At 42.5% G+C, this 26,685-nt stretch carries 20 protein-coding genes and 4 tRNA genes; 16 read left to right on the forward strand and 8 right to left on the reverse strand.

All coding sequences use genetic code 11. The annotated features are described in order from the left end of the window. Positions 1–81: 81 nt before the first annotated feature. A complete protein-coding gene (locus tag C4S38_RS04135; RefSeq protein WP_103982668.1) occupies positions 82–2,622 on the reverse strand; it encodes an outer membrane beta-barrel family protein in 2,541 nt (846 codons plus the stop codon). Positions 2,623–2,965: 343 nt separating this feature from the next. Here C4S38_RS04135 and C4S38_RS04140 point away from each other — a divergent pair, with 343 nt between their 5' ends. Continuing rightward, positions 2,966–4,057: a metallophosphoesterase gene (locus C4S38_RS04140; protein ID WP_103982669.1), complete on the forward strand. Its 1,092-nt coding sequence runs from the start codon at positions 2,966–2,968 to the stop codon at positions 4,055–4,057. A 7-nt stretch (positions 4,058–4,064) separates the two neighbouring features. Then, a complete protein-coding gene (locus tag C4S38_RS04145; protein ID WP_103982670.1) occupies positions 4,065–5,204 on the forward strand; it encodes a metallophosphoesterase in 1,140 nt (379 codons plus the stop codon). A gap of 263 nt (positions 5,205–5,467) precedes the next feature. Here the strand turns inward: C4S38_RS04145 and C4S38_RS04150 are convergent, their stop codons facing one another. Beyond that, positions 5,468–7,171, reverse strand: coding sequence for a S41 family peptidase (locus C4S38_RS04150; protein ID WP_103982671.1), 1,704 nt, complete (start codon positions 7,169–7,171; stop codon positions 5,468–5,470). 49 nt (positions 7,172–7,220) lie between these two features. After that, the gene (locus C4S38_RS04155) at positions 7,221–8,198 is read right to left on the reverse strand and encodes an adenosine kinase (RefSeq protein WP_103982672.1); all 978 of its coding nucleotides are present in this window, start codon (positions 8,196–8,198) and stop codon (positions 7,221–7,223) included. A 108-nt stretch (positions 8,199–8,306) separates the two neighbouring features. Between C4S38_RS04155 and C4S38_RS04160 the strand changes: the two genes are divergently transcribed. The 6 genes from C4S38_RS04160 (at position 8,307) to C4S38_RS04185 (ending at position 12,108) form a co-directional block, all read left to right on the forward strand. Continuing rightward, positions 8,307–8,380 (forward strand) — tRNA-Asn (locus tag C4S38_RS04160). Between the two features lie 35 nt (positions 8,381–8,415). After that, positions 8,416–8,489 (forward strand) — tRNA-Asn (locus tag C4S38_RS04165). Positions 8,490–8,526: 37 nt separating this feature from the next. Next, positions 8,527–8,600, forward strand: a tRNA-Asn gene (locus C4S38_RS04170). A gap of 140 nt (positions 8,601–8,740) precedes the next feature. Beyond that, the gene (locus C4S38_RS04175; RefSeq protein WP_103982673.1) at positions 8,741–10,090 is read left to right on the forward strand and encodes a PepSY-like domain-containing protein; all 1,350 of its coding nucleotides are present in this window, start codon (positions 8,741–8,743) and stop codon (positions 10,088–10,090) included. Between the two features lie 98 nt (positions 10,091–10,188). Further along, a complete protein-coding gene (gene trmB, locus C4S38_RS04180) occupies positions 10,189–10,947 on the forward strand; it encodes a tRNA (guanosine(46)-N7)-methyltransferase TrmB (protein WP_103982674.1) in 759 nt (252 codons plus the stop codon). 51 nt (positions 10,948–10,998) lie between these two features. Continuing rightward, positions 10,999–12,108: an Mrp/NBP35 family ATP-binding protein gene (locus C4S38_RS04185; RefSeq protein WP_103982675.1), complete on the forward strand. Its 1,110-nt coding sequence runs from the start codon at positions 10,999–11,001 to the stop codon at positions 12,106–12,108. A gap of 235 nt (positions 12,109–12,343) precedes the next feature. Here the strand turns inward: C4S38_RS04185 and hutH are convergent, their stop codons facing one another. The 5 genes from hutH to C4S38_RS04210 all read right to left on the reverse strand — a co-directional run bounded on the left by hutH (position 12,344) and on the right by C4S38_RS04210 (position 18,712). Further along, positions 12,344–13,840 (reverse strand): histidine ammonia-lyase, encoded by a 1,497-nt coding sequence (hutH, locus tag C4S38_RS04190; RefSeq protein WP_103982676.1) that lies wholly within the window; start codon positions 13,838–13,840, stop codon positions 12,344–12,346. Position 13,841: 1 nt separating this feature from the next. Next, on the reverse strand, positions 13,842–14,465 hold the full coding sequence (locus C4S38_RS04195; RefSeq protein ID WP_103982677.1) for a cyclodeaminase/cyclohydrolase family protein: 624 nt from the start codon (positions 14,463–14,465) through the stop codon (positions 13,842–13,844). A gap of 88 nt (positions 14,466–14,553) precedes the next feature. Then, positions 14,554–15,810 (reverse strand): imidazolonepropionase, encoded by a 1,257-nt coding sequence (gene hutI / locus C4S38_RS04200; RefSeq protein WP_103982678.1) that lies wholly within the window; start codon positions 15,808–15,810, stop codon positions 14,554–14,556. Further along, positions 15,807–16,712, reverse strand: coding sequence for a glutamate formimidoyltransferase (gene ftcD / locus C4S38_RS04205; protein ID WP_103982679.1), 906 nt, complete (start codon positions 16,710–16,712; stop codon positions 15,807–15,809). Before ftcD ends, hutI begins: the two co-directional genes overlap by 4 nt. Then, the gene (locus C4S38_RS04210) at positions 16,709–18,712 is read right to left on the reverse strand and encodes a urocanate hydratase (protein ID WP_103982680.1); all 2,004 of its coding nucleotides are present in this window, start codon (positions 18,710–18,712) and stop codon (positions 16,709–16,711) included. Before C4S38_RS04210 ends, ftcD begins: the two co-directional genes overlap by 4 nt. A 505-nt stretch (positions 18,713–19,217) precedes the next feature. On the opposite strand from C4S38_RS04210, the gene C4S38_RS04215 reads away from it, so the two are divergent. The 8 genes from C4S38_RS04215 (at position 19,218) to C4S38_RS04250 (ending at position 26,521) form a co-directional block, all read left to right on the forward strand. Then, positions 19,218–19,496, forward strand: coding sequence for a hypothetical protein (locus C4S38_RS04215; protein WP_146059446.1), 279 nt, complete (start codon positions 19,218–19,220; stop codon positions 19,494–19,496). A 284-nt stretch (positions 19,497–19,780) separates the two neighbouring features. Then, positions 19,781–21,259: a glycosyltransferase family 2 protein gene (locus tag C4S38_RS04220; RefSeq protein ID WP_103982682.1), complete on the forward strand. Its 1,479-nt coding sequence runs from the start codon at positions 19,781–19,783 to the stop codon at positions 21,257–21,259. Further along, the gene (locus tag C4S38_RS04225) at positions 21,259–22,230 is read left to right on the forward strand and encodes a DUF4922 domain-containing protein (protein WP_103982683.1); all 972 of its coding nucleotides are present in this window, start codon (positions 21,259–21,261) and stop codon (positions 22,228–22,230) included. Before C4S38_RS04220 ends, C4S38_RS04225 begins: the two co-directional genes overlap by 1 nt. 76 nt (positions 22,231–22,306) lie before the next feature. Beyond that, complete coding sequence (lpxK, locus tag C4S38_RS04230) at positions 22,307–23,413, forward strand: tetraacyldisaccharide 4'-kinase (protein ID WP_099464370.1); 1,107 nt, start codon at positions 22,307–22,309, stop codon at positions 23,411–23,413. 9 nt (positions 23,414–23,422) lie between these two features. Further along, the gene (gene thiL, locus C4S38_RS04235) at positions 23,423–24,451 is read left to right on the forward strand and encodes a thiamine-phosphate kinase (RefSeq protein WP_099464371.1); all 1,029 of its coding nucleotides are present in this window, start codon (positions 23,423–23,425) and stop codon (positions 24,449–24,451) included. A 143-nt stretch (positions 24,452–24,594) separates the two neighbouring features. Next, positions 24,595–24,667, forward strand: a tRNA-Phe gene (locus C4S38_RS04240). A gap of 244 nt (positions 24,668–24,911) precedes the next feature. Then, positions 24,912–26,144: a site-specific integrase gene (locus C4S38_RS04245; RefSeq protein WP_103982684.1), complete on the forward strand. Its 1,233-nt coding sequence runs from the start codon at positions 24,912–24,914 to the stop codon at positions 26,142–26,144. 2 nt (positions 26,145–26,146) lie between these two features. After that, positions 26,147–26,521, forward strand: coding sequence for a hypothetical protein (locus C4S38_RS04250; RefSeq protein ID WP_103982685.1), 375 nt, complete (start codon positions 26,147–26,149; stop codon positions 26,519–26,521). Positions 26,522–26,685 lie beyond the last annotated feature (164 nt).

Here is a 26,685-nt window from a genome sequence, read left to right on the forward strand (position 1 = left end):
TTTTGAGATAAAAAAAAGCATTCGGATGAAATTTAGATTTCATCCGAATGCTTTTGAATTTTCTTCCGGGAGAAATTGGATTTACATGGATTGTCCCCCCTCGCTATTACCGCTATTATTACCCTTCATATCATCATTATTAATACCGCGACGTACTTTCTTAATTCCACCTTTCAGGTTACCGAAGGTATAAGATATACTTAAACGGAACTCACGGGCACTCCGCCATACCGTAGAAACATTCTTGAAATTATTTCCAACGGTTGTCGTCTCCATTTTCATTGTTTTCCAGAACGGATTCTGCGCAGCCAAAGAAACAGTCAGCTTCTTTTTCAAGAAATCCTTGCTGACATTCAGACCTGCAAAATAGAACGGATTATATTTACTCTGCAACTGTATCCACGGACTGAAATAACCGCCGTTTACATTAATACGGAAATCTTTCGGCAGGTTAAACTGCGTACCCATGAAGATACGGCCGCTTATTCCGTCTTTTTCTATATTCAACGCTTTACTTTTCAAGTCGGTATAGTCCAGACCTGCATTCATATAAATACGGAACAAAGGAACCGGATTCCAGTTTCCGTATAAGAACAAACCAACTTGCTGACGCTTACCTACATTGCCATACGTATTCCATAACGCACCATTATACTGCGAACGCGGGTCACTCTTCGGAAAATCGGCAATCATGCTATAACGTTCGATCGCATTATTTACAAACGTGTAGCTCAGACTGGCATTAACACTGAACTTCTGGGCAAACTTGCTATAATTCAAGTTGACACTGTTACTCTTCTCTGAGTCCAGGTTCGGATTCCCCTGGGAAACATTCTGCGGATTTGAATCTTCTATATACGGATTCAAATACCAGATACCCGGACGCTGAATGCGCATATTATACCCTAAACGTAACGGAGTAGACATATCCAACTGGTAAGTTAACGTAGCATTCGGCACCAGATCAAAATAGTTTGCATCGAAGTTCATATCCGGTACTTTTGCAAACTCCGCATTTAAGCTGGTTCCTTCCGCACGAAGACCGGCTTTTGCTCCAAACTTGCTAAATTTCACCTGATAACTCAGATAAGCCGAATATATATGCTGGATATGACGGAACCTGCTATTTTCAGACGATACATCTTCCCAGACATTCAACGAATCGCGATAAACCTGCTCTAGTGTTTCACTCTTACTCTGACGGTTGATATATTTTACACCAGCCTCCAATGTCTGGTCTTTCCACGTCGGTGTTGTATAATCCACCTGTGCCGTATGCTCTACTGTAGATGCTTTATTTTTATTCCACTGCGGATAATCTTTGGCAAGAGGATAATTTTCCACATTCAGTAAGTCTGTATGATTTTCACTATCATCAGGAGATTGGCTAAAACGATATGAAAGTGTCAGCAATTCATCTTTTTTGTGGGTAGAATGCTGAAAGTCCACATTCACATCGGTAGAGCCAAAAGTACCTTCGGTATTACTGTTACGATCATACCAGTAATACTTTTCCATAGAAGCAGATTCAGCTTCCGGCAATCCCGTCATTACTCCTGAAACTTCCGAAAAGCGTTTAGATTTGCCCCGGAACAAGTTTACACCCACACTCAATAAATTCAGCGAATCTATTTCATAACTGCCTTCCAAATTTCCATATTGAAAAGGACCTTTGCGCTTACTGCGGCCTGTTTCTTCAAAGCGGGAATCATAACCGTCTATTTCCAAATCATACCCCGATTTATCACGTAATGCATAAGAATCATTCCATGGAGAATTACGGTTGTTATAACCATAGTTGGCTGTAATACCAAATTTACCGGCTTTCAGTGAGACATAACCTCCACCACCAAAACTGCCTAAGGTGCTGGCATTGGCACGGATTGTTCCGGTATAGCCCTGTAAAGCATTCTTTGTCGTAATAATATTAATAATACCACCTACTCCTTCCGCATCATACTTGGCTCCCGGATCGGTTATAACTTCAACATTTTTAATAGAACTGGCCGGCATACTTTTCAATACATCCGATGCATTTTCGCCACTCAACAGATTAGAAGGCTTTCCGTTCATATAAATTTTATAATTGGTAGAACCTTTCAATTGTATTTTATCATCGCCATCCACCGTAATCATCGGAACCTTGCGAAGCATATCCAGGGTATTGTTGGTTTGTGCCTCAGGATCATCCTCCAGGCTATAGGTAAGCTTGTCAACTTCCACTTTTACCAAAGGTTTCTGTGCCGTAACGGTAACTTCGCCCAAACGTTGGTTATCATCTTTCATGTAAAGTTTACCCAAGTTCAGCGGACTATTCTTTTCCGATATGGAAAACGTTTTCTGTGCCGGAGTTTTTCCAACAGATTGCATAGAGATGATGTATTTACCGGCACTTTTCAGCGTAGTCTCAAATTTACCATCAACATCACATGCTAACATCTTAACTGCTTTCTGAGGAGCACTCTGTAAAGCAATATTAAGCGTGGCGTACGGAACTGTTTCGTTCGTTAGCGTGTCCACCACCTGCCCTTTAATAACAAGGGGACTGGTATTATCTACCTGAGCACATAAAGGAAGTGCACTGATTAGCACCAGAAATAAGGATAAAAGTTTTCTATTCATTGATCTAACTATATAATATATACATAATTTACATTTACGATGCTTCCGTAAATGTGGCAAATATAATGTAATAAAAACTTTCTACAGCTAATTTTGTTTTAAAGAAGTCTAAAAAGAAGCATTTAGATACATGACAAACAGTCGATTGTTTTATTTTTGTACAAATTATCAACACATACGGCTTATGAAACGAATGTCGAAACTACTAAAATTATCGGATAATCAAATTCCAATGATGAACAATCCGGTAGGTTATCCTATACGGCAGGTCAAAATGCATCTTTGTAAATAATATATCAGACTATCTGGTAATAATTCTTACTTTTGCCGAAAAATAGACGAGATGCCTACTTTCTTTATCATTATTATAGCATTATACCTATTAGGTAATCTATATATATTCACTTGGGGGAAAAATACGTTAAAAGCCCAATCAACCGGAGTTAAAGTATTACTATCCATCATCTTTTGGGGATGTGCATTATCCTTTTTCTCCAGCTTCCTGTTACGAAACGTAGCTATGCCGGATTTCCTTGCCCACACAATGCAGGAAATAGGAAACGGCTGGTTAGTGTTTACCTTATATATGGTAATACTGTTAGGAATCTGCGATTTGCTACGGCTTTTCCACATCCGGGTACGGGGAGCATTTTATTTAGCAATCGGATTAACACTCAGCCTATTGGGATATGGATATTATAATTATCAACATCCGGATATAAAAGTTATCAACATAATTATCAACAAACCGGTAAACAGTGAGGAAAAGCAATTAAAAGTGGTTACCGTCAGCGATATTCACCTGGGATATGCAACTGACAAAGATATGCTTCAAAAATATGTAAAGTTAATAAACGACCAGAAACCCGACCTTATTTTAATTGGAGGCGACTTGATAGATAATAGTGTAGTTCCTCTGTATTCCGAACAAATGCATGAAGAACTGTCCCGGCTAAATGCGCCTTACGGCATTTATATGGTTCCGGGCAACCATGAATATATAAGCGGTATAACAGAAAGTAAAGCATTTGTTCAGACAACTCCTATCGTATTTCTGCAGGATAGTATTGTCACACTACCCAATGGCATCCAAATTGCAGGAAGAGACGACCGGCATAACAAAAACAGAAAACCGATTGAAGAACTGATTCACACAACCAATCCTACAAAACCGGTTCTTTTGCTGGACCACCAGCCTTACGAATTGGACAAAACAGCTTCCACTAATGTCGATTTGCAATTCAGTGGCCATACACACCGGGGGCAAATATGGCCTATGAACCTTGTTACCGACCATTTGTTTGAATTAAGTTACGGTTACAAACAGATAAAGAATACTCATTTTTATGTTTCCTCCGGTTTATCGCTTTGGGGACCGCCTTTCAGAATCGGAACAGACAGCGAGCTTGTAGTATTCAATATTACATTCAAATAAGAACGACATGAAAGTATTCATCCAGTCTATAGTAGCACAGCTATTACTAAATCCATATATCTTTTGGCGGGGATATCAGGCCATACCAGCCAGGAAAAGTTGGCGGATACCATATACCCTCTTCTTCATAATAGAGCTGGCCGTTTACCTTTTCGGTTTTTTCTTCCGGAATGAACTACCGGACGATCTGATGATTGCCATTCAATATTATTGTAATACATGGTACATCTCGATGATCTATATCACCTTATCTTTATTAACATTGGAAGTCTTGCGACTCTCTAACCATTGGCGGCATTGGTTTCCTAAAATAGTTACAACATACTGGAAACAGACCAAGCTTTCTCTTTTCTTTATCATACTTATAGGCGTCGCTGCTCTTATGTTCCATGCTTACCATAAAGTACAAAATCCGGTTGTAAAGAACGTCTATGTAACATTAGACAAAAAAGCAGGAAATAACCGGGACAGTCTTACTATCGTTATGATGAGCGACCTGCATATCGGTGAAGTAATAGGCAAAAAACTTGTACAAAAATATGTAGCACTCAGCAATGCCCAACATCCGGACATGGTCGTCATTGTGGGTGACGTTATAGACTACGAATCCCGTTTTGCCGAAAAAGCGCATATAGAAGAAGATCTACAACAGTTAAAAGCTCCACTAGGAGTCTACATTGTTTATGGTAACCACGAATATCGAGCCAACCGTAATGCCAAATACCGCTGGCTGAAAAAAACAGGAGCTACATTGCTTATCGATTCTATAGCCATGCCCGATTCTTCGTTCTATCTGATTGGCCGTGATGACAATATAAACAAGAAACGCAAACCTCTGCAGGCACTTATAAAAGGAGTGGATAAAAATAAACCTGTCATTGTCTTAGACCATCAACCCTGGTCGTTTGCAGAAATGGAAATGAATGGAGCCGACCTGGGACTACATGGGCATACACACAACGGCCAACTATGGCCTTATCCTCTCGTATTGAAATTCGTATATGAATGTGCTTACGGTTACTACCGGAAAGGACCGACTCAATTTTACGTATCTTCGGGCATAGGAATAGCCGGTCCTCCTTACCGGGTTGGCACACAATCGGAACTGGTGGTTATACATGTAAAGTTTAAAACATCAAGCAAGTAATTTATTATCCGGGTATAACCCTTGAACCGATGTCGTATAAAGGCAAGTATTGGTTTGAAGTTAAGAACAACAGGCTATTTCTGCCTGACTGCTAAGTCAGCGTAAGGTGACTGATAACTACTTTAACTACCGATTCGTGAACTCATAGTTATGATTCCTGAAACTCATAGTTATGACTTTTGAAAAACATAAAGAGAGAGGGCTGAATAACTTTGATTGTCATTCAGCCCTCTCCGGTATATCGTTATCCGACGGAACAGCTTTTATTTCTCCGCAGGTGTTTCTTTCTCCTTCTCCGGAGCACTCAATGTTTTAGTATATAACTCATGATCGGCAAGAACCTCCAATGCTTTATCCAGGACTTCATCCTCTTTCAGGTTTTGCAGCAACTCGCCTCTCTGATAATAGTAACGCTTTACAATCTCTGCTGCCATCAACTTCTTGATTTCATCCTTGTTACGGTCAAAATCCCTATCAAGATTCGGAGTCAACTGCTCTTCCAACGCTTTAAGAGTGGTAGAGTCGCCATCCAGATAGCCTTCAAACTCTGCTATTTCTTTCAGACTCTTCAATGCTTTTTCACTCTGTCGGTCGTATGTAAAATTCTTCTCCTTTGCATATTGCTTCAGAGCTTCATAATCTTCATCCGTAACCACAAATTCTTCTACTGGTGCAATAGTCTTATGTTTCTGTACCCAATCTGTTATAAAATCAAACAGAACATAGTCTGCCGCCAGATAATACATCAATGAAGGTATTTTCTTTTCTTTCATTTCAAATTCCGGACGAACGCCACCGCCATCACGGACCGGACGGCCTTTGGATGTATAAAACACAGAAGTCAAACTATCAGGAATAGCGTTCACACTACCGTCTTCTTTACGGTGCGTATAGTCTAACTGCTGAATACAACGGCCGCTTGGTATATAATATTTGCTCATAGTCACCTTTAACTTGCCATCATAAGGCAAATCACGGGTAGTCTGAACCAGACCTTTTCCAAAAGAGCGCTGACCAATCAATACGGCACGGTCCAAATCCTGCAAAGAACCCGAAACGATTTCTGATGCCGAAGCCGAGTTGCCATTAATCAAAACAGCCAGAGGCATTACCGTATCCAAAGGCTCGCTCGAAGTACGATAAGTACGATCCCATTGTTTTATCTTGCCTTTCGTAGAGATTACTTCGCTGCCTTTCGGTACAAACAGGCTTACTATCTGAACTGCAGATTCCAATACACCGCCGCCATTATTACGTAAATCGATTATCAGGGATTTGATGTTATGGTTCTTCCGTAAATCTTCAAAAGCAGCCTTCACTTCCTGAGCACTCTTGTCTGTAAAACCTTTCAAGTAGATATAACCTACACTATCGTTGCGAACTCCATAATAGGTAACCTGGTCTACAACAACCTGTTTACGCACGATATCGATCTTGCGGGGTTTCTTTTCGCCCGGACGCTGAATGGTTAATGTAATTTTTGTATTGGGAACGCCCTTCAACAATTCGCTTACTTTATCATTCGTAGCTTTAGAGACATCTATCGTATCTATTGCCAAAATACGGTCGCCCGCTTTCAGTCCGGCCAATGCCGCCGGCATTCCTTCAAACGGCTCAACAATAATTACGCCTCCGTCTTTATCACGCTGACGTATATAAGACCCTATACCACCATATTCGCCCGTAGTAATAAGCTTCAATCCTTCCATTTCCTGTTCGGGAATATACTCGGTGTATGGATCCAAGCCACCCAACATCGCATCTATACCGCGGCGAACTGTTTTATCTATATCCACAGAATCTACATAAAACATCTCCATCTCTTTCACAAGAGCATTGAAAATATCAAGATTCTTACTTACTTCAAAACGATTATCATTCTGTGCCTGCCCCGGAAATATACTTCCGGCAATGAGTAGCAAGCTTAGCAATCCTATAATTCTCTTTCGTTGAATCAGTCTACACATAGAATTATTTAGTTAATTAACGATGTAAATGTATGCATAATACAGCGTCTTATGCCAATATTGCTTTTACTTTTAACTTTATTTGTTCCCATTTATCCATCGGTATTTGTGGGCCAACCACATCAATAACATATCCGGCCAGCATAGACCCTATGCGTGCGGATTGTTCCAAAGTTGCCCCAACAGAACAACCATACAGGAACCCGGCAGCAAAGTTGTCACCGGCTCCCGTTGTATCAAGCGGCTTTCCTCCTTCGGCCGGAACTGTGAAAAACTGTCCTTTACAGCCTACAATAGCGCCTTCTTTACCTAAAGTTACAATAGAAACGTCTACCATTTCGGAAAGTACCTTCACTGCATCACATGCTTTCAGCCCTGTATAAGCTTCAGCCTCCGGTTCGTTTGAAAACAGGATGTCCACATATTTAGGTATAATATCTTCAAGGAAACCTTTAAAGGCATTTACAATATTAAAATTAGACAAGTCCAAAGCGACCTTTAAACCTAGCTTTTTTGCCTTTTGCATAGTGGTGCGAACCAAAGGTTCATTCACTAACAAATAGCCTTCTATATATATACATTGATATCCGGAAAGTATTTCTTCACTGATTTCATCGGGAGTAATAGTTGCTGCCGGGCCAAGAAACGTACCCATAGTACGTTCGCCATCAGAAGATATCAGAACAGTACAACTGCCGGACACACCGTCTACCTTAATAAAGTATGGAGTTACACCGGCTTCTTCCAATGCCTTTTCATAAAATTTACCTACGGAGTCTGAACCGATTTTACCAATAAAACCAGTCTTTGCATCCAAAAAGGCCATGGCACGCATAGTATTGCAAACCGAACCGCCGGGAGCCTGGCTTCTTTCCAAGTGTTCCTGAGCCTTACGAATAGCAAGCATTTGTTGCTGATCTATCATATCCATCGCTCCCTTCTTAATTCCTATTTCACTGAGTACATTATCATTATCTAATTTCAACAGTACATCTACCAATGCATTTCCTAAACCGATCGTATTCATTTTTTCATTTTTTTCTGCAAATATATTGCATATTTCAAAAACATCCTCTACTTTTGCAGTGCAATTTCAGAAGGGGTACAAGTTATACTCCGGAAGATGCAATAAAATTCTTCCTTAGCTCAGTTGGTTAGAGCATCTGACTGTTAATCAGAGGGTCCTTGGTTCAAGTCCAAGAGGAAGAGCTCAAAAAGACATCGGGAAAGACTGAAAAACATATTCTTCCTTAGCTCAGTTGGTTAGAGCATCTGACTGTTAATCAGAGGGTCCTTGGTTCAAGTCCAAGAGGAAGAGCTCAAAAAGACATCGGGAAAGACTGAAAGACATATTTTCTTCCTTAGCTCAGTTGGTTAGAGCATCTGACTGTTAATCAGAGGGTCCTTGGTTCAAGTCCAAGAGGAAGAGCTTTAGAAAAAGAGATACTTCATTCGGGGTATCTCTTTTTTATTACAATACGATTAAGTTAGCCTTAATTAACGATTATAGCTTCATGTATAAAAAAAGGATTCATATTTTTACCGCCAATAATCTTAAAATAGAATTTGATGAAACCTATCTATTTAATATTGTGCCTTTTATTTTCTGCACTCACCATGTTAACTTTAAGCGGATGTACAAAAGACAACGAAGCAAACCCAAACAAAATTTCACTGAGCGAACTGCCTTCCAAGGCTGGTTACTTCCTGCTTGATATCTTCCCCAACCAAGAACCTGTCCTGGTAGAAAAAGCAAGTAAAGAAGAAAATAATTACAGTTTCCGGGTAACCTATCCCGATGATGTTGCAATCTGCTTTGATGAAAACGGTGGGTGGAAACTAATCAATATTCCAGGCGAACAAACACCGGAAGGAATAAGTAAGCATTTTCAAGAAATGGTACACTATACAAATACTGTTTATCAAACAAACCGTATAAAAAGCATTACCCGTACCGATTATGGGCAGTTTGCCACATTAGATAACGAAAAAACAGTGGCATTCAGTGAAGAGTTCTATCTTGGAGAAGAACTAGGTCAGGAAGGATATTCTTCTCTTCCCCCAGGCATTCAATCCTTTATCAAAGAATATTTCATAGGTGCAGGTTACAAATATGTCACAGTAGACCAGCAAGCTAATGAAACATCGGTCTATAAATACCGGATATCATTAGACAAAGGTTACAAAGCATGGTTTGATGTGGATGGCAACTGGAAATACATAACCAGCCTTTCCAATGAAACTGACAATTCGCTTCCACTTGATCTTATCAACATTTTACCGGAAAAAATTCGAAAAGAAGTAGCAAGTATAACCAAGTTGGTCACTATCTACAAAAAAAATGAAACACTGTACGAGATAGGAACCAGTCGCACCGACATCAAAACTTATACCACAGAAGTAATACCTCCTACCGACTTGCATCAAAAGGAAGTTAAAGAATTCATAGATACCTACTTCGAATCAGAAAGCAACTACAGGCTCACCGTTCCTGCACATGTAGCAGACCCTTATTATCACGTTCGGCTCCCGAATGGTTTCGACTTCCGTTTGGACAAAACATTACAATGGGACCTGATAGACGGACACGGTTATCCATTCACAACAAAACTGCTTGCACTTGTTCCCGAAAAGATTCTTACCGACAGCAGGATCAAGAAATACATCACAGCTATTCGCCGTGATGAAAACGGTTATTATATAAACCTCATCGGTAATTACTATCTCCAATATGATGCGGATGGTAACTACGACGGACAACAACATAGCCCTGCTCCTTACGACAAGGCATATACATACGTTCGCTATACCTATCCCAAAGATATAGGCATTCAGTATCTATCATGGGAAGGATTTGTATTCAAACTAAGCGATGGAACAAAAATAAACTTCGACAGTACGGGGAAACCGATAGAATAGCTTTACTTCCTGTTTTCATTTCTATCCAAAGAAATTACCGGGATATCTTCTTCGGCCAGTTCGTTGCTAAGATGGAGAGATTGTAATATCTTTGCAGCATGGGAAAGAATAAATTAGCAAAGTTTGACGACATGGCGGGTTATCCGCATGTCTTTCAATATCCGTTTGCCACGCTTCAGGAAAAAGGATTTGACCTGAAAGGGCATTGGCATGAGCGGTTCTTCAATAATAATAATCCGATTGTACTGGAATTGGGTTGCGGCAAAGGCGAATATACGGTTGGTTTGGGCAAACTCTTCCCAAACAAAAACTTTATCGGTGTAGATATAAAAGGGGCACGTATGTGGACCGGCGCAAAGGAATCCCTGGAGGACGGAATGACAAACGTAGCTTTTCTACGCACCAGCATCGAACTGATAGCCCACTTCTTTGCCCCCGGAGAAGTAGCAGAGATATGGCTTACCTTCCCTGATCCGCAAATGAAGAAAGTAAACAAACGGCTTACTTCTACACGGTTCATGAAAATGTATCGCGAAATTCTGTCAGGCGATGGGATTGTTCACCTCAAAACGGACAGCAACTTTATGTATACCTATACCTGTGAAATGGTAAAAGCCAACCACTATCCGGTATTGTTCTCCACAGACGACCTTTACCATTCCGGTCTGGCCGACGAAATCCTTTCCATCCAGACTTATTACGAACAACAATGGCTGGATCGTGGACTGAACATCAAATATATCAAATTTGTTTGTGAAGAACGGGCGAATCTCATTGAACCGGACGTAGAAATCGAATACGATCCGTACCGCAGTTTCAACCGTAGTAAACGCAGTGCGCTGGCATCGGGAAAATGAGGAAGAAAAAAAGCAGATAAGTAGTTAAGAATAAAATACAACATAGAAGCTATGGCAATATATCCTAAACTGATTATGGACGCACTCGCCACCGTGCGTTATCCCGGAACCGGAAAGAATCTGGTGGATATGGGAATGGTGGAAGACAACATCCGCATCGAAGGCAACAAAGTGAGCTTTTCACTTTTGTTTGAAAAACCGAGCGACCCGTTTATCAAATCCGTTGTAAAAGCAGCCGAGACAGCAATCCTCACTTATGTAGATAAGGATGTAGACATCAAAGGCAACATCAAAGTTATCACCCGCCAGGTAGCACGTCCCGAACCGGACAAGCTTTTACCGCAGGTGAAGAATATCATTGCCGTTTCTTCCGGCAAAGGTGGCGTTGGTAAAAGTACGGTAGCTGCCAACTTAGCAGTAGCATTAGCCGGACTTGGCTATAAGGTAGGATTGCTGGATGCCGATATTTTCGGTCCATCACAACCTAAAATGTTTCATGTTGAAGACGCCCGCCCGGTATTGGAAGAAGTAGGTGGACGCGAGTTGATCCAGCCGGCAGAGAATTACGGTGTCAAGCTTCTTTCAATCGGTTTCTTCGTAAACAAGGAGGATGCCGTACTTTGGCGCGGTGCCATGGCAAGCAACGCTTTAAAACAATTGATTGCAGATGCAAACTGGGGAGAGTTGGACTATTTTTTAATCGACCTGCCGCCCGGAACAAGTGATATTCACCTTACAATGGTGCAAACACTGGCTATTACAGGAGCAGTCGTTGTTTCCACTCCACAGGAAGTAGCACTGGCCGATGCACGTAAAGGTATCAGTATGTTCATGGGCGAGAAGATTAATGTGCCTGTACTGGGATTGATAGAGAATATGTCATGGTTTACGCCGGCCGAACTGCCGGAAAATAAATACTACCTGTTTGGCAAAGAAGGCGGCAAACGCCTGGCCGAACAACTGAATGTTCCACTACTCGGACAAATACCTATTGTGCAAAGCATCTGCGAAGGCGGAGATAACGGCGAACCGGTAGCATTGAACCCGGATAGCATCACCGGAAACGCTTTCCGCCGGCTGGCTGAAAATATTGTTGAACAGATCAATTTCCGCAACGAAAACCTTGCCCCCACGCAGCGGGTACAGGTTACAAGGAAATAACCTCTTTTGCAGGCACTTTTCCCCGATATAAGAGGAAAAATACCCATATATAATTCCAAACACTTTGGAGTTATAACTTCAAAGACCTTGCTAGCATAACTCTAAAGGGTCCTGAGTTATAACTCTCAACACTCTGCAAGCATAACTCTAAAGAGTTTGGAAGCATAACTCTCAACACTCTGCAAGCACAACTCCAAAGAGTTTGGAGGCATAACTCCAAACTCTTTGGAATGGATCAATACGTACAATCATTCCGGCGGATAAACGCCACCGTACGATGTATCTCGGTATACATTATAATATCCTCGTCTATAAAGGGAACCTCCTTACGGTACTGTTTCAAGTATTTCTCCAAAACAGGCGATGTTTTAGCCGGACGACGAAACTCGATACCTTGTGCCGCATTCATCAGTTCGATAGCCAAAATATGATCGAGGTTATCCATAACTTTGAATAGTTTCGTGGCTGCATTAGCGCCCATACTCACATGGTCTTCCTGTCCGTTACTGGAAACAATAGAGTCGCTACTGGCAGCATAACAATACATCTTATTCTGGCTCACCATACTGGCGGCGGCATATTGCGGAATCATAAACCCGGAATTCAATCCCGGATTAGCCACAAGGAATTCGGGTAAACCGCGCAATCCCATAATTAGCTGCGCCACACGACGTTCGGAAATATTACCGAGTTCGGCCAATGCTATAGCAAGGAAGTCATAAGAGATAGCAAGCGGTTGTCCGTGAAAATTGCCACCGGAAATGATCTTATCTTCCTCAGGGAAAATAGTAGGATTATCCGTCACCGAATTAATTTCGGTAAGCAGTACGCCGGAAACATATCGAATTGCATCTTTTGTTGCACCATGCACCTGCGGAATACAACGGAACGAATACGGATCTTGTACATGTTCTTTCTTCCGGCTAATCAATTCACTACCTTCCAACAACTTGCGAAAAGCCGTACCCGTCTCGATCTGCCCCTGGTGCGGACGCATCTGCTGAATACAATCCATAAAAGGATCTATCCTGCCGTCGAATGCTTCAAGGGAAAGAGCCGCAATCAAATCGGCGCGCCTGGAAACACTGAAGGCACGCATTAAGGCGAACACGCCATTTGCACTCATAAACTGCGTGCCGTTAAGTAACGCCAACCCCTCCTTGCTTTTCAGACGGACAGGCTTCCAGGCAAATTCATCCAAAACGCTGATTGCTTCACGTTTCCTTCCTTTATAATAGACATCGCCAACACCAATAAGAGGCAGGAACAAATTCGCCAACGGTGCCAGGTCGCCACTTGCCCCAAGCGATCCGCGGTCGTACACAATAGGCAGAACATCATTATTGAAGAAATCAAGAATGCGCTGTACCGTGATCACTTGCACACCGCTATGCCCCAACGACAAGGCATGCGCCTTGAGCAACATCATCAGGCGTACTATAACCGGACTTACCTCATCGCCTATGCTACAAGCATGGCTCTTCACCAGGTTCTCCTGCAACGTACTCAGTTCATCTGATGAGATATTCCTATTACATAAAGAACCAAAACCTGTCGTGATACCATAAATAGGCTCGTCTGCCTGTTGTATTTTCCGATCCAGATAATCGCGGCAACGCTGGATGCGATCCTTTACGTCGGCTGATAGTTCCAGTTTCATATTTTGCGTGAGTATCTTCTCGATCCCTTCAAACGTCAACGGCTCCGAACCCACATAATAGACATTCCCCATATCATAATACCGTTTTAACCCAATCCATCAACTTCTTTTCAATCCGGATAGCTTCCGCCTCCAGATGATCGGCTTTTTGCGTCATTCGTTTTACAAATGCCTCATCCTGTATAGACGACAGATTAATACGCACGTTCAATATGGCCCCCAACACACATGTGCGTGCCGTCATCATCGCGACACAAGCATCTGTTACCGCATTACGGTTTCCTTTATGTGCCACATAAATTATCGTTTCCATCACCGATCCCACCTCTTCGGCAACTTTCATCGGGACAAGAGCTGCCTCCTTCGTCGCGTCCTGAATAACACGGTTACGTTCCGCAACTTCGGCTTCTGTCTCCTTTGGAAGTTTAAAGGCGGCAAAAACACGGTCATACGCTTCGCTATCTTCATCGATATAACCAGTTAAACGTTCACGGATCATAGCTGCTTCTACGGCAATAGTTTTCATTTGCCCCTCCACTTCGGCATACTTCTTTTTCCCTATCGTAAGGTTAGCCACCATTTCCGTAAGAGCTGTTGCTATAGCTCCGTTCAGCGCAGAGATACTACCACCTCCGGGAACCGGAGCATTACCGGCCGTCTCTGCCAAAAATTCTTTAATTGCCAAGTCTGCTAACATAGTCTTTTAATCTTTAAGTTATTTATCTTATTCTTCTCCTTACATATCTCTGGTCAAATCTTAATTGTGATTCAAAGAAGGCACGCTTTTAAACAATATAAAGCATACCATCTTTAATAACAGTTCCCACTATATTCATTCCTACATGATAGGGAAGAAATTTATACGATGGAAACTGAAGCAATATCATATCCGCCTTTTTCCCAACATCAATACTACCAATTTTATTAGCACGGCCTACGGCAGCAGCTCCATTAATCGTCAGAGCCGTCAATGCTTCTTCGGGAGACATTTTCATCTGTATGCAGGCTAAAGAAAACAGCAATGGAACAGAACATGAGAAGCAACTTCCCGGATTAAAATCGGAAGCAAGAGCCACTGCACAACCTGCATCTATCATTTTACGTGCGGGAGCATAAGGTTCGCCTAAAGAAAAGGCCGTTAACGGCAACAACGTAGCAATCGTGTTCGACTGGGCCAGGCGTTTGATTCCGGCATCAGATACATGCAACAGATGATCGGCACTTACAGCTTTCATCTTAACAGCCAGTTCGGCACCACCTAAAGAAACTATTTCATCGGCATGAAGTTTGAGTTTAAGGCGATAACTTCTGGCTGCCTTCAGCAACCGTTCACTTTGTTCAATCGAGAAAACGCCTTGTTCACAAAACACATCACAAAACACAGCACAATGCTCACTCCGAATACTGGGAAGAACCGTTTCTATTATATAATCTATATATTCGTCTGTTCTACCTTTAAATTCGGGTGGAACGGCATGCGCTCCCATAAATGTAGGAATCACATCTACCGGATGCTCTTCATTCAATTCATTCATCAACCGCAGCTGAATAAGCTCCGTAGACAAATCCAGCCCGTAACCACTTTTGCCTTCCACCGTAGTCACTCCCATATCCATCATTGTATCAAGGCGGTCATAAGCCATATCATACAAATGATCATAACGGATACGGCGCGTTGCCTGCATTGTACTTACAATGCCGCCGCCCCGCTCCATAATCGACATATAGCTGTCTCCCTTCATTCTCCAGCTAAACTCTTCCTCTCTATAACCCCCAAAAACAAAATGGGTATGGCTATCCACAAAACCGGGAAGTACAGCCCGCCCGCGAGCATCTATCTCCAGGTAATCATTAATATCCAATTGTTTCAGAACCTCTTCTGTTGTCCCTACCTGTGTAATAATACCATTTTCAATCACAACCGCACCATCTTCTATTATACCGACATCGGACATCTCGGTTCCTTTTTTAGCGGCAAAACCGGAACAGGTCACAACCTGTGAAGCGTTCCGTATCAGTATTTTTTCCCTTTCCCTGCTCATTCCATTATCCTTGACTCGAGAACCTGATCTATTGAGAAATTTTCTAATCCCAGGTAATAAGAAGCCGTATCAATTAATGCCTCCATAGGCACCAATCCGATAATTTCGCTTCCGATAACCGGTACACCATAACGGCGGGCTTCCACCCGTACCAGTTCAAAGGCACGATACAAAGCAGTATGGGTATAATCTGTCATATTTATAGATACCTGTACGATACCCCGTTCCCGCAGATCCACCCCCATTGCTTTACAATAACGGAGACCACCGCCTATAAAACGAATTTTTTTTGCTATATCGATGGCTATATCCAGTTTGTTTGTCCCTAAATTAACATTATAGGCAACCAACGGCATACGGGCACCGATAGCCACTGCTCCGGCTGTAGCATGACGTTCTACAGGACCGAAATCAGGTTTCCATTCGGGCTGTTTTATCTTTTCTGCCATTCCCTCAAATTCACCTTTACGAATAGCCGCCAGGTTCTCGCGATGCGGAGCCGAAGCCGATTTTTCATATAAAAAGACAGGCAGGTTATAACGGAACGACACCTCACGAGCCACTTCTTTCGATAAAGCAACGGCATCTTCCATTGTGCAACCTTTAATAGGAATAAACGGAACAACATCCACCGCCCCCATTCTAGGGTGCTGTCCGGCATGTTTGTTCAGGTCGATAAGTTGAACAGCACAACCAATCGCTTCAATTATAGATTTCTTCAAGGCTTCGGGTTCGCCAACCACAGTTACAACCAGACGGTTATGATCTTCATCATTACTATAATCCAACAATTTCACATCCGGTTTTGCACGAAACGATTCTACAATCTTTTCTATTTTTGCCATGTCCCTGCCCTCACTGAAGTTGGGGACACATTCCATAATTTTATTCCAGTTACTCATATCTTTTGGTTTAATGATGTATTCACTATTTCGCGTATTAAGTTATCTTGTGGAATATAAGGCATTGTTATGTGATAGCCGTCTTCATGATCTTCATTAAAAAGGGCACAAGTCGAAACAGCATGCTTATTACGCGCCCACGAACGGCGGGCTACCCCGCCCATAACATCCCAGATCATCGCAGAACGAAGTATCTCATCCACTCGCCTGCTGCCATCAAGAACCATTCCGAAGCCTCCGTTAATAGCTTTACCGATCCCTACGCCGCCGCCATTATGCAAAGCAACCAGGCTCATTCCCCGGGCTGCATTTCCCGCAAAACATTGCACAGCCATATCAGCCATTATGTTACTGCCATCATAGATATTTGATGTTTCACGGAAAGGTGAATCAGTACCACTCACATCGTGATGGTCCCGCCCCAACATGACAGGGCCAATTTCTCCTTCGCGAACCATTTCATTAAAACGCAGTGCTATTTTCAAGCGGCCTTCTGCATCCTGATACAAAATACGCGCCTGTGTACCAACCACTAATTGATTTTTCTCCGCGTCACGAATCCAATTGTAATTATCCATATCCTGGCTTCGCCGGCCAGGATCAATACATTCCATCGCAGCCTGATCTGTTTTGATTAAGTCCTCGTGTTTACCACTAAGGCATACCCAACGGAAAGGCCCGTAACCATAATCAAACAATTCAGGTCCCATGATGTCTTCTACATATGAAGGCCAGATAAAACCACCCTTTTCATCTACTCCATTCCGGGAAATTTCTTTCACACCCGAATCATAAATAGCCTTCATAAACGAGTTTCCATAATCAAAGAAATAGGAACCTCGTCTCACCAGCTTTTTAATCACCTCAAAATGACGGCGTAACGACTGGTCCACCAAAGAACGGAACTTTTCACGATCATGCGCCAACAAATAGGTACGCTCTTCAAACGTTATACCTGCCGGACAATATCCTCCGTCGTAAACGGCATGGCACGAAGTCTGGTCACTCAACAGGTCGATAGGCAACCGGTAAGTTTCGGCATATTCCAGCAGATCAACTATATTTCCATGATAAGCCACCGAAACCGGCTTATAAGACTGCAAAGCCATTCCTGCCAATAGAAAAGCTTCCTTCGGGGTTGTTGTAACATGCTCTACCCAGCCTTGCTCTTTGCGGGTTTCTATGCGCGATATATCCACTTCCGCTATAATACAGGCTGCTCCTGCTATCACTGCAGCTTTTGGCTGTGCACCGCTCATTCCTCCCAGTCCGGAAGAGACAAACATATATCCCCGTAAATCTTTGGCAGGCGGAAGATTCAGCTTCAGGCGTCCTGCATTCAATAATGTATTGAATGTACCGTGCACAATGCCTTGCGGCCCGATGTACATCCAGCCTCCGGCCGTCATCTGCCCATAATTGGCAACACCCATCTGCATGGCAATGTGCCAGTCTTTTTGGTTATCAAACATGCCAACCATCATCGCATTGGTAATAACCACACGCGGTGCATCCGGGCGGGATTTAAATAACCCCAGCGGATGGCCGGATTCAATAACCAGAGTTTGCTCTGTTGTAAGAAGTTCAAGATACTGCTTTATCAAACAATATTGCATCCAGTTCTGGCAAACCTGCCCTGTCTCGCCATAAGTAACCAACTCATACGGATACAATGCAATATCAAAACTGAGGTTATTATCAATCATTACCTGAAAGGCTTTACCTTCCAGACAATTGCCTTTATACTGATCAACGGGTTTAGCTTTCAGATCGCCTTTGGGACGGTAGCGGTAACCATAGATTCGCCCGCGGGTCAACAATTCGTCCATAAACTCGGGGGCCAACGTTGCATGCAATTCCTCCGGTATATATCGAAGCGCATTTTTCAATGCTGTTTCTGTTTGTGCAGGTGTCAAGGTATAACCACGGTCGGGTGCCCGACGAATGCCGGATACAAACGAAGGATACTCCGGCAAGCAATTACTAAGGTGAACTTTCATAATATTTTAGTTTAAAATTGCGCTTACTGTTCGTAAGGTTATATCTGTAAAAGACGGCATCAAGATAGCTATCTTCTTCGGTAACAACAAGGCTGACCTATATGTTAAGAAGCATATAAAAAGCGACAAGTTTGCACATCCGCAATTATTATATACCTTTGCAAACGGTATGGTTGCCACACGGACAACCTTAGATTGTAGAACATATTATATATTCGTGGTAAGAACTGCAACACATTACTTTGGATAGAATATATAAGAAGGTTCTGCAAACCCTTTGCGTGCAAAATGGTTATATGTGTAACTATTACACATATCCTGTTTACATAATCAGTAAAGGGGGTGTAGAGCTGACTTTATTTATCCAGGGCTGTTGCAGGCCTTTACTATGATAAAGTTCAGTTTCTGCGCCCTTTTGTTGCTTAAGGACGATTTGGATATTCATATGAAAACCAAGACAATCACCAATCTTTCTAAATTTTATTTACGCTTAATTACTATAATTATGAAAACAGTGCAAACTATGTCGTTAGAGGGTTACAAAACAATGCTGGAAAACTACCAAATTTGTTTTACCAACTTTTTCCCCCAGGTAAAAATACGTTGCAAATCAACCTGTTGCACAATAAATGGTTTAGAGATCATATACAAAGATATTATAGACGTAGCTATAGAAGACAAAAAATACTTTATCATCAATATAAAAAACAAGATGTATGTTTATCTGCCGCTTGACAGGTCGGCTGTGTATCACGTAGAAGACATTACCCTTTCCAATAACTAAAACTGAAGATTTATAAAAGTTTCGTCTTAACTCTTCTTTTTAAATACCATACCATACTATTCAGGGAAGGTTAAGACGAGCTTTTTTACCTAATTTGCTGTCACACCCTATTTTTCACAAAGGTAATAAATCATCCCGATCATTTCCTGAAATCATCGGGATGATTTGGTAAAATGATCGGGATGAAAAAAACACCCTTCCGGAAGAAAATGGAATTTCTTTCGAAAGGGGTTGAAACTTCTTCCGAAAGGAAGTATATTTGCGTAAAGAGAAAAAATTAGGTTATGACACAAATTAACTGCTTTATTCCATACGGCGAACCGGAAACTACCCGGCAAACTATTTCCCAATTGAGCCAGTCTGCCTTAGTAGATAAAATCTATTTATTGACAAGCGATCCGCATGCAAAAGAGATTCACCCGTGCCATAACCTACTTACTCCCGAATTATGGAGCACCGAAACAATACGTCTGATTGCCGGCTATGCCAGTACCGGTTATTCGCTGATCTATACAAAAACCGGAACTTTACAAACAAGCCTTTTCGCCCTGGAACGTTTCGTTGCTATTGCTGAAGACACCGGAGCAGGTATGGTATATTCAGACTATTACCAATTAAAGGAAGACAAACGGACACCTCATCCTGTCATCGACTACCAAAAGGGAAGTTTACGGGATGATTTTAATTTTGGCTCTCTGTTATTCTACAAAAGCGACGCGCTAAAAAATTCCGTCTCAAGCATGGCCGATACTTACCATTTTGCAGGGCTCTATGACTTGCGCCTCAAAGTATCGCAACAATACCCGTTAGTACACATCAACGAATATCTATATACCGAAGCAGAAAACGATCTCCGTAAATCGGGAGAAAAGATATTTGATTACGTAGATCCGAAAAACAGAGCCGTGCAATTGGAAATGGAAGCAGCCTGTACCGACCATCTCAAGATGATTGGTGCCTATCTGCCGCCACATTTCAAAAAGATAGACTTCGGCAAGTACGATTTCGAAACCGAAGCGTCCGTTATCATCCCGGTACGCAACCGGGTACGCACAATTGAAGATGCGATCCTTTCGGTATTAAAACAACAGACATCATTTCCATTCAACCTCATTGTTATAGACAATCATTCCACAGATGGTACAACGGAAAAGATCAGAAGTTTCGGGCACGACAAACGGCTAATCCACATCCTGCCCGGGCGAGATGACCTGGGCATAGGAGGTTGCTGGAATCTGGGTGTGCATCATCCGTTGTGCGGCAGGTTTGCCGTACAACTGGACAGCGATGATGTATATAGTGACGAAAACACCTTACAAAAAATAGTAGATGCTTTTTACGCCCAACAATGTGCAATGGTAGTAGGCACATATATGATGACCAACTTCGGGATGGAAATGATTCCGCCGGGCATCATAGACCATAAAGAATGGACACCGGAAAACGGGCGCAATAATGCCCTTCGTATAAACGGTTTAGGTGCACCACGTGCTTTTTACACCCCGCTCCTCCGAAAACTAAACCTGCCCAATACCAGTTATGGGGAAGATTATGCCGTTGGATTGCGCATAAGCAGGGAATATCAGATAGGACGGATTTACGATGTCCTTTACCTTTGCCGCCGTTGGGAAGACAATTCCGACGCATCCCTCGATATTGTGAAGATGAACAGCTACAACACGTACAAAGACAAAATAAGAACCTGGGAATTAGAAGCCCGTTTACAACTGGCAAATAATGAAACATTCAACTCTGGCAAATAATGAAACCAAACGCATGGGTCAGTTCATCGCAGGCCTCCGAACTACTGGCTAAACAATTAGCTACATGGCCGTTGGCTGAAGCCAACTATAAAGCACTGGAAAAAGCTCAGATAAAGTCTTTCGACATGGGAGGATTCACTATACGTGTACAATATAATCCTTCCCGTATCGTATCATCGGCTGCCAAAACGGATGCAACCTCCATACAAGAGCGCAAATGCTTCTTATGCCCTGATAATCTCCCGGCCGAACAAGAACGTTTGCCATTCGGCGCCAATTATCTGGTATTAAGTAATCCTTATCCCATCTTCCCGCAGCATTTCACTATTCCTTCGCGCGAACACACGCCGCAAAGTATTCTATGCCGTTTCTTGGATTTTCTGGAATTGGCCCGTCGGCTGGATGATTTCACCGTATTTTATAATGGTCCGGGATGCGGAGCTTCAGCCCCCGATCACGCCCATTTTCAGGCAGGCACCCGTTCCTTCATGCCTATGGACGACGAACTGGATGCTTACCCCATTAAATTTACCCGCCTACTCCATGAAGAAAAGGATGGCACCCTTTTCCTGTTATCCGGCTACCTGCGTAACGGCTTTATTATTAAAGCAGCGACATTAAATGCCGCCCAATCCTTATTTGGGAAAATATATAGTAATCTGGAAATCAAACCGAATGAAACAGAACCGCGTATGAATCTTTTCGCCCATTACGAAAAAGGTATCTGGACTATCATCATCATACCGCGCCGCCAGCACCGTCCGTGGCAATATAAAGCAGAAGGCGAACAGCATCTTCTGTCCAGCCCGGGGGCAGCCGATATAGGCGGACTTTTCATTACTCCTTTAAAAAAAGATTTCGATAAGATAAATGCGGATTTGCTTTGCAATGTTTTCAACCAGGTATGTTTTAACGACAAAGAAATTGAAACAATCGCTTTCAACATAGCCCAACAGACAAATAACAGGTAAAAAAAGTGGTCATCAATAATAAGTTACCTATATTTGCACCTAAATACACTCAAAATACAAACGATATAGTTAAAACATGCCGACAGACAATGCAATAAAGCTAAATCACCTGCTTTCTCCTTTTGCCTTCTTGTATGGTTTAGGAGTAAGATTAAGGAATCAATTATTCAGTTGGGGCTTGCTTCCGTCAGAACAATATCCAATACCTGTCATTTGCGTCGGCAATCTATCCGCTGGGGGTACGGGAAAAACCCCGCATACGGAATACCTTGTCCAACTACTCAGCAATCAGTACAAAGTGGCAGTGCTAAGCCGGGGATATAAACGGAAAACGTCCGGTTACATACTGGCCAGACCGGAAAGCACCAGTGCCGAAATAGGAGACGAACCATATCAGATAAAAACAAAATTTCCCAATATACTTGTAGCTGTCGATTCAAATCGTCGTCGCGGAATACAGAATCTGTTGGCCTTACCCGAAGTAGGGCGGCCTAATGTTATAATACTCGACGATGCTTTTCAGCACCGGTACATATCTCCTTCATTATCTATCGTATTAACGGATTACAACCGTTTGTATTATTACGATAAGTTATTGCCTGTAGGACGATTACGTGAACCTATTACCAGCATCCGGCGTGCCGATGTAGTTATCGTAACCAAATGCAACGAAGGATTAAAACCGATAGAATTTCGTATCATTGAAGAAGATATGAAGTTGATGGCACATCAATGGCTTTTCTTCACCGGTATCCATTATGCAGATATCAAACCGGTATTCCCCTCGGAAGCCATGCCGAAAACCAAAGACAGCATACAAAAAGAAGACGAAATATTATTACTGGCAGGCATTGCCTCACCGGTACATTTTATAAAAGAGGCAGAAAAATATTCGGATAAAGTAACTGCACTGACGTTTGCCGATCATCATTCTTTCAGAAAAAAAGATATTAAACGGATAAAAGCAGCATTCGACAAAATGACATCTGCCGGTAAGTTTATCCTGGTTACCGAAAAAGATGCGGCCCGTTTGCAAAACAACCCTCATCTGCCGGAAGAATGGAAAAAAGTTTTGTATTGCCTGCCCATAACTATCGACTTTTGTACAAACAAACAGGATGTATTTAATGAGATGATAAAAAAACACATTATCACCGTTCAACGAAACAGCATATTACGTTAACAATAATATATGAGTCAGAAAACAGAAATATCTTCTTTAGGTGAGTTCGGTTTAATCCGCCACCTAACCGACAAAATCGAGTTAAAAAACGAAAGTACAATAAAAGGAGTAGGCGACGATGCCGCCGTACTAGAATACGGCGATAAACAGACACTGGTAACTACCGACCTTTTGTTGGAAGGTATCCATTTCGACCTTACCTATGTACCCCTCAAACATCTGGGTTACAAATCTGCCATTGTTAACTTCTCTGACATATATGCCATGAACGGGCAACCCAAGCAAATTACCGTTTCTATCGGCATTTCGAAACGTTTCAGCGTAGAAGATCTGGAAGAATTGTACAGTGGTATCCAACTGGCTTGCGACATTTACGGGGTAGACCTTGTTGGTGGAGATACCTCAGCCTCTATGACCGGGTTAGCTATCAGCATCACCTGTATTGGCGAAGGAGAAAAAGGAAAAGTGGTTTACCGTCACGGTGCCAAAGAAACCGACCTGATATGCGTTTCAGGTGACCTGGGAGCAGCTTATATGGGTTTGCAATTACTGGAACGTGAGAAAAACGTATTTAAAGGCCAGAAAGATTTCACGCCCGATTTTGCCGGCAAAGAATATCTTTTGGAACGTCAGTTAAAGCCAGAAGCCCGCAAAGACATCATTAAGGCGCTAGCCCAGGCGGGAATTGTACCCACTGCCATGATGGATATTTCCGATGGCCTCTCATCCGAACTGCTGCATATAGCAAAAGAAAGCAAAGTAGGCTGCCAGGTCTACGAAGACCGCATTCCAATCGATTACCAAACGGCAGCCATGGCTGAACAATTCAACATGAACCTCGTCACAGCAGCTCTAAACGGAGGAGAAGACTACGAACTGTTATTCACCGTACCGTTAACCGAACATGATAAGATTTCACAGATGAAAGGCATAAAAGTAATCGGGCACATCACCAAACCCGAGTTAGGCAATTATCTTATCGGGCGCGACGGCGGAGAAATAGAACTGAAAGCACAAGGATGGAATTCCTTAAATTAATATAGTAAAAGCGTGATGATTCCTTTCGCAAAAAGAATATTCATCACGTTTTTTTCATTTACTCTCTATATTTTTCAAAAAAAACCATCCTCCTATTGCATATATCAAAAAACTCCGTATCTTTGCACCCGTAATCAAAACAAGGTGCCATAGCTCAGTTGGTAGAGCAAAGGACTGAAAATCCTTGTGTCCCCGGTTCGATTCCTGGTGGCACCACTTTGAAGAAAAGCAAGAAGTAGTAAAATCCTGATTTCCAAACGAAATCGGGATTTTTTGTTTTCGGGAGGAACGCAAAAAGCGGCAGAATATTACCGTTAGTGGTGTTCCTATCGGTGGAGCAAGAAAGGTGGAGCGTGAATCTCCACCGAACAAGATTATTTCTCTCTGATTTGCAATATTTTGCGTATCAAGAAAGCGTGTATGGTTTCCTACTTTTGTCCAACGAAAAAACTGTAGGAACATGAAACGAAACTCATTCAATGTGCTTTTCTTTATCAAGAAAGCCAAGTTGCTGAAAAACGGGGAAGCCTCCGTGTGTATGCGCATCACAGTGAACGGTGCGCGAGTGGAAAACAACATCCGCATGAGCATTGAACCTGCTCTGTGGAGTCAGGCAAAGGAGTGCGCCAAAGGCAAGAGCCGCAAGGCTTGTGAACTGAACCTCTACATCGAGCAAGCCAAAATCAAGTTGCGCAGGTTGTTCGATGAACTGGAGGAACGGAATCACCCTGTCACAGCCCGAATCTTGCAAGAAAAGTTCTTTGGAGCTAACGAAGAAGTGAAAGAAGTCCGCACGCTCATCAAAACCATGCAGGAGCACAACGACCAATGCCGTGAACTTGTCGGCAAGGACTATGCGCTGATTACCGTCCGCCGTTACGAAAGCTGTAAACGCTATCTGGCAGAACTTATCAGACTGAAATACGATAAGGAGGATTTACCCTTGTCGGAAGTCAACGGTGAACTGGTACGAGCCTTTGAATTTTATCTCAAGACGGAAAAGGAGTGCCAGCAAAATACGGTCATCCGCTATATGAAGTGCCTGAAGAAAATAACCAACCTTGCACTTGCCAACGAATGGATAACCAAAGACCCATTTACAGGCATCAAGTTTCACGAGAAGGAAGTAATCCGTGAGTTTCTAATCTTAGATGAACTGCATCGTATCTACAATAAGGAGTTTTCACTTGACAGGATTGCGGTTGTACGAGATGTTTTCATCTTTGCAGCGTTCACCGGACTGGCGTTCATAGATGTGCAGCAACTATCCGCTGAACATATCGTTCAAGACAACAACGGTAATTATTGGATTCGGAAGCCTCGCCAAAAGACGAAGAATATGTGCAACATTCCGTTGCTTGATATTCCGATGCAGATTTTGGAAAAATACAAAAGCCATCCTACTTGCCAAAAGAAAAATGTGTTGCTCCCTGTCCCCTGCAATCAGAAGATGAACAGCTATCTGAAAGAGATTGCCGATTTGTGTGGTATTTCAAAATGCTTGACCACGCACACAGCCCGGCACTCGTATGCGACTTCGGTTTGCCTTGCTAATGGCGTAAGCATTGAGAATGTAGCGAAGATGCTCGGTCATTCCAATATCAAAATGACGCAGCACTATGCCCGTGTGTTGGATTCCTCTATTCTCAAAGACATGATGAATGTTAGAAGTGTCTTATCAAAAAGTCTTTGATTATGGATAGAGGAATAATTACAATCAGTGAAGCTGGTGTAACCACTATGCCGACTGTACCTGTATGGATGACCCAATCTGAGATTGCCGACTTGTTCGGGGTATTCTCGTGCCACATTCGCAAGGCTATTCATACTATATATAATAATAAGGAGTTGAACGAATGTGATACGATGAAGCATGTCAAGCAACCGGACGGCATCAGTTATGATGTTTATAACCTTGAAATGATTATAGCCATTGCATTCAGGATATGCAGTAAAGAAAGTATCCTGTTCAGACAATTTGTAATAAGTGAAATCTGCGCCGCCAAGAAAGGGAATCCGATAATGTTGTTCTTCTCTTGTGGCAAGGGCAGTAACCTATGGTATAGTTGAGTTTCATCCCGTCAGCCACCTGTTCCCGATGATCGGATGCAAAGGTAGCGTATGACTTTGACGGCATTGGCAAGGTCAGGCGGCAGAGTCGTTTCGGGCAGAATCTTCCTCAAACGGGGTTGAGCGTATTCCGCCCGAAAACCTTGCCACTGCCAGCCACACGC

Source organism: Parabacteroides chinchillae, from assembly GCF_900108035.1.
GTDB classification, from domain to species: domain Bacteria; phylum Bacteroidota; class Bacteroidia; order Bacteroidales; family Tannerellaceae; genus Parabacteroides; species Parabacteroides chinchillae.